Source organism: Streptomyces sp. NPDC002044, from assembly GCF_040296725.1.
Lineage (GTDB): Bacteria > Actinomycetota > Actinomycetes > Streptomycetales > Streptomycetaceae > Streptomyces > Streptomyces antarcticus.
Genome location: NZ_JBEOXU010000276.1, coordinates 1 through 3949 on the forward strand (window position 1 = coordinate 1; position 3949 = coordinate 3949).

3 protein-coding genes and 1 pseudogene are annotated in these 3949 nt (G+C 76.8%); 3 read left to right on the forward strand and 1 reads right to left on the reverse strand.

The features are described 5' to 3' along the window. Positions 1 to 552 (forward strand): annotated as a pseudogene (locus ABT106_RS31325) (haloacid dehalogenase-like hydrolase); the annotation flags it as partial. Positions 553 to 565: 13 nt separating this feature from the next. Here ABT106_RS31325 and ABT106_RS31330 read toward each other — a convergent pair. Beyond that, positions 566 to 1768 carry an amino acid deaminase/aldolase gene (locus ABT106_RS31330; protein WP_351284282.1) on the reverse strand — a complete coding sequence of 401 codons (1203 nt, stop codon included), beginning with the start codon at positions 1766 to 1768 and terminating at the stop codon, positions 566 to 568. 245 nt (positions 1769 to 2013) lie between these two features. Here ABT106_RS31330 and ABT106_RS31335 point away from each other — a divergent pair, with 245 nt between their 5' ends. Beyond that, positions 2014 to 2805, forward strand: coding sequence for a hypothetical protein (locus ABT106_RS31335; RefSeq protein ID WP_351284284.1), 792 nt, complete (start codon positions 2014 to 2016; stop codon positions 2803 to 2805). Next, the coding region (mycP, locus tag ABT106_RS31340) for a type VII secretion-associated serine protease mycosin (RefSeq protein WP_351284287.1) at positions 2802 to 3949 on the forward strand (1148 nt) is incomplete at its 3' end. The genes ABT106_RS31335 and mycP, both read left to right, overlap by 4 nt.

A 3949-nucleotide genomic window follows, 5' to 3' on the forward strand; every position in this document is an offset into this window, starting at 1 on the left:
CCGGCCTCCCCGCCGCGGTTCGTCGTGGTGGGGGGGGGGGGCGTCGAAATCGCCCCCCGCCACGTCATCGGCATCCGCAACACGACCACGCGCGACGGGAAGCACACCGCCCACCTGAAGGGCTGCGGCTCCGTCCGGGACGGCGCCGACACGATGATCACGTACATCGACGGCAAGCGCTGCTGGATCAACCAGGAGGTCTTCGGCGTCCGCGGCGCGGCCGCCGAGAGGGTCCAGCCGCCCGCCCGCCGCCAGGTGTTCGCCGCCGGGGACTCCGACACGGACATCTCGTTCCTGCGGGACGCCACCGCCCTGCGGCTCGTCGTGAACCGCAACAAGAACGAGCTGATGTGCCGGGCGTACGACGACAGCGACGGCAAGTGGATCGTGAACCCGATGTTCATCGAGCCGAAGAAGCAGAAGACCGCCCCCTACCCGTGCTCCACCACCGGCTACGTCGGCCACGACGGCACGCCGGGGCCGGTCCGCCGGGGCGACGGGGGCGTCATCCCGGACCAGACCGACTCCGTGTACGCGGAAGGGACCGCTTAGCGGAACGGACCGCCTAGAGGAAGGTGCGGCCCTCGCCCCGGTAGGTCGGGGCGGTGGCCGTCACCCGGTCGCCCTCGATCAGGTGCAGCGCTTCGAACCGCTCGCACAGCTCCCCGGCCTTGGCGTGCCGGAACCACACCCGGTCGCCGATCAGCAGGTCGTCGGCCGGGCTGCCGAGCAGCGGGGTCTGCACCTCGCCCGCGCCCTCTTGCGGGTCGTAGCGCAGCCCCTGCGGCAGGTACGGAACGGGCAGCCGGTCCTGGCCGGCCGCGCCGGAGGCCGGGTAGCCGCCGCCGAGCACCGTCACCACCCCGACGCCGGGCCGCCGTACCACGGGCTGGGCGAACAGCGCCGCCGGACGCCCGCGGAACGAGGTGTAGTTGTCGAACAGCCTCGGCACGTACAGCCCGGACCCGGCCGCGATCTCCGTCACCGCGTCCTCGGCGGCGGTCTGCTGCACGCTGCCGGTACCGCCGCCGTTGACGAACTCCAGGTCCGGCACCACCGCGCGGACGGCCCGTACGGTCTCCGCGCGCCGGGCGGCGAGCTCCTTGCGGGCCGCGCCCTGCATGAGCCGGACGGCCCGGGAGCGCAGCGGACGCCCGGCGAGCGCGTCACCGACCCCGGCGATGTGCCCCTCGTACCCCATCAGCCCCACCACTCGGAAGCCGGGCCGGGCCGAGACCGTACGGGCCAGCTCGGCCAGCTGCTCCGGCTCGCGCAGCGGCGAGCGCCGCGCCCCGACCCGGACCCGGCCGCCGAACAGGTGCAGGGCGGTGTCCAGTTCCAGGCAGACCCGGACCTCCTGGGTCCCGCCGTCGCGGGACCGGTCGATCAGTTCCAGCTGGGCGGGATCGTCGACCATGACGGTGACCGCCGCGGCGAGCTTGGGATCGTCCGCCAGCTCGGCGAATCCGGCCCGGTCCGCGGACGGGTAGGCCAGCAGCACGTCCTCGAACCCGGAGCGGGCCAGCCAGAGCGACTCGGCGAGGGTGTACGACATGATCCCGGCGAACCCCGGCCGGGCCAGCACCCGTTCGAGGAGCACCCGGCACCGGACGGACTTGCTGGCCACCCGGACGGGCTTCCCGGCGGCCCGGCGCACGAGGTCGTCGGCGTTGGCGTCGAACGCGTCGAGGTCCACGATGGCCAGCGGCGCGTCGAGGTGCGCGGTCGCCCGGTCGTACCGGGCCCGGTCGGCGGCGGGGGAGTTCATGGGCCGCAGCTTGCCAGAACGTACTACCGGTGGGTAGGGGTCCACGGGTCCCGCTACCCGCGCCGTGGCGCCGCCGGTCGTACCGGTACCCGCGCCGCCGGTCCGTACCGGTACCCGCGCCGCCCGGCCCCCGGCCCGGACCCCCGCGCGGGCCGCCGGGCCGCCGAGGCCCGCGTACCGCCCCGCCGGGAGGAGCCGTAGAGTACGGGCAGGCAGCCGTACGGAACGGGGGGCGGAGCCGCCGGATGACCACGACGACACCGCGGACCGAGCTGCCGGGCGAGCCCGAGCCGCTGTCGGCCACGCCCCCCGCGGCCCGCCCGCGCCGCCGCCCCGGACGCGTCTTCGCCGCCGTCCTGTGCGGCCTCCTCGGGACCGGCCTCGCCGGCGGAGCCGGCGCCGCCGCCTGGGCCGAACACCGCGCCGCCCAGCGGCCCCTGCCCCCCGACGCCGCCTACCGCGCGGCCGGTTCGCTGTGGCACACCGCCCCCGTGGACAGCCTCTTCCCGCCGGTACTGGCCGGCCCCGCGGCCGGCCCCGGCGGCGCCGACCGCACCTGGACGCGGATCGCCGTCGCGCCCGACGCCGACTGCGTGGCGGCGCTCTCCGCCGAGTGGCGGGACCGGCTCGCCGCCACCGGCTGCACCCGCGTGCTGCGCGCCACCTACACCGACGCCACCCGCTCCTCCCTGATCGCCGTCGGCATGGCCTTCACCCCCGCCGACGCGGCCGCGATGGCCGTGGCCGCGACCCGGCTCACCGCCCCGCCCGCGTACGGGTTCACCGACGCCCAGCGCGCGGCCTGGAGCGTCGCCGTGCTCCCCGAGGCGCCCGTCGTCGTCTACGCCGTCTCCGCCTTCGGCGACGGCCGCTCCGTGGACGCCCCCCGCCCCGCGGAAGAGGCGATGAAGAAGGACGCCACCGGAGCCGTCGCCCAGGCGGGCCTGGGACACGACGCCGAGGCGGTCGCCGACCGGATCGAAGCCGCCCTGCGGGCGCTCGCCGCCCCGCCCGCCGCGCCGGAGCCCGCCCGATGACCCGCCGCCGCCCCGGGCGGGCGTTCGGACCGGGCGCCGCCGCCCTGACCGCCGCGGTGCTCCTCGTCTCCGCGGCGGTCGCGCCCCCGGCCGCCGCCGACACCGTCCGGGACCGCCAGTGGGGCCTGCTGGCCCTGCGCGCCGAGGAGGCGTGGGGGACCACCCGGGGCGACGGTGTCACCGTCGCCGTCCTGGACACCGGGGTCGACGACGCGCACCCCGACCTCGCCGGCCAGGTGCTGGCCGGCACCGACCTCATCGGCATGGGCGCCGGCCGCGGCGACCGCTCCTGGGCCCGGCACGGCACCGCCATGGCCGGCATCATCGCCGGACACGGCCACGGCCCCAGCCGGAGCCAAGGCGTCCTCGGCATCGCCCCGCAGGCGAAGATCCTGCCGGTCCGGGTGATCCTGGAGGAAGGCGACCCGGGCCGCGCCAAGGCCCGCGAGGGCAAGGGCGGCGCCCTCGCCGAGGGCATCCGCTGGGCCGCCGACCACGGGGCCGACGTGATCAACCTGTCGCTCGGCGACGACAGTGACTCCGCGCACCACGAGGCGGGGGAGGACGCGGCCGTCCAGTACGCCCTCGCCAAGGGCGTGGTCGTCGTCGCCTCCGCCGGCAACGGCGGCGAGAGCGGCGACCGGGTCTCCTACCCGGCGGCCTACCCCGGTGTGATCGCGGTGACGGCCGTCGACCGCCGGGGCCGCAAGGCCCCCTTCTCCACCCGGAACTGGTACGCCACCGTCAGCGCCCCCGGCGTGGACGTGGTCATCGCCGACCCCGACCGCTCCTACTACGAGGGCTGGGGCACCAGCGCGGCGGCGGCCTTCGTCTCCGGCTCGGTGGCCCTGGTCAAGGCCGCCCACCCGGACCTCTCCCCGCCGCAGATCAAGAAGCTGCTGGAGGACACCGCCACGGACTCGCCCGCCGGCGGCCGCGACGACGCCCGGGGCCACGGCACCGTCGACCCCGTGGCCGCGCTCCAGGTCGCCGAGGCGATGCTGCCGGAGGCAACGCGACCGCCCCGACCTTCCGCCGGGTCGTCTTCGCGCCCGTGTGGAAGCCCAGCACGTCCGCGCCGAGCATCCCCCAGACCAGCTGCTGGCGGACGTCGTCGGGGAGCATGCCGAGGAAGTCGGGCGAG

What these genes read in the sequence shown, in the direction of transcription:
- ABT106_RS31330 (WP_351284282.1), bottom strand. Translation starts at nt 1,768, where the DNA reads ATGAACTCCCCCGCCGCCGACCGGGCCCGGTACGACCGGGCGACCGCG.
- ABT106_RS31335 (WP_351284284.1), top strand. Translation starts at nt 2,014, where the DNA reads ATGACCACGACGACACCGCGGACCGAGCTGCCGGGCGAGCCCGAGCCG.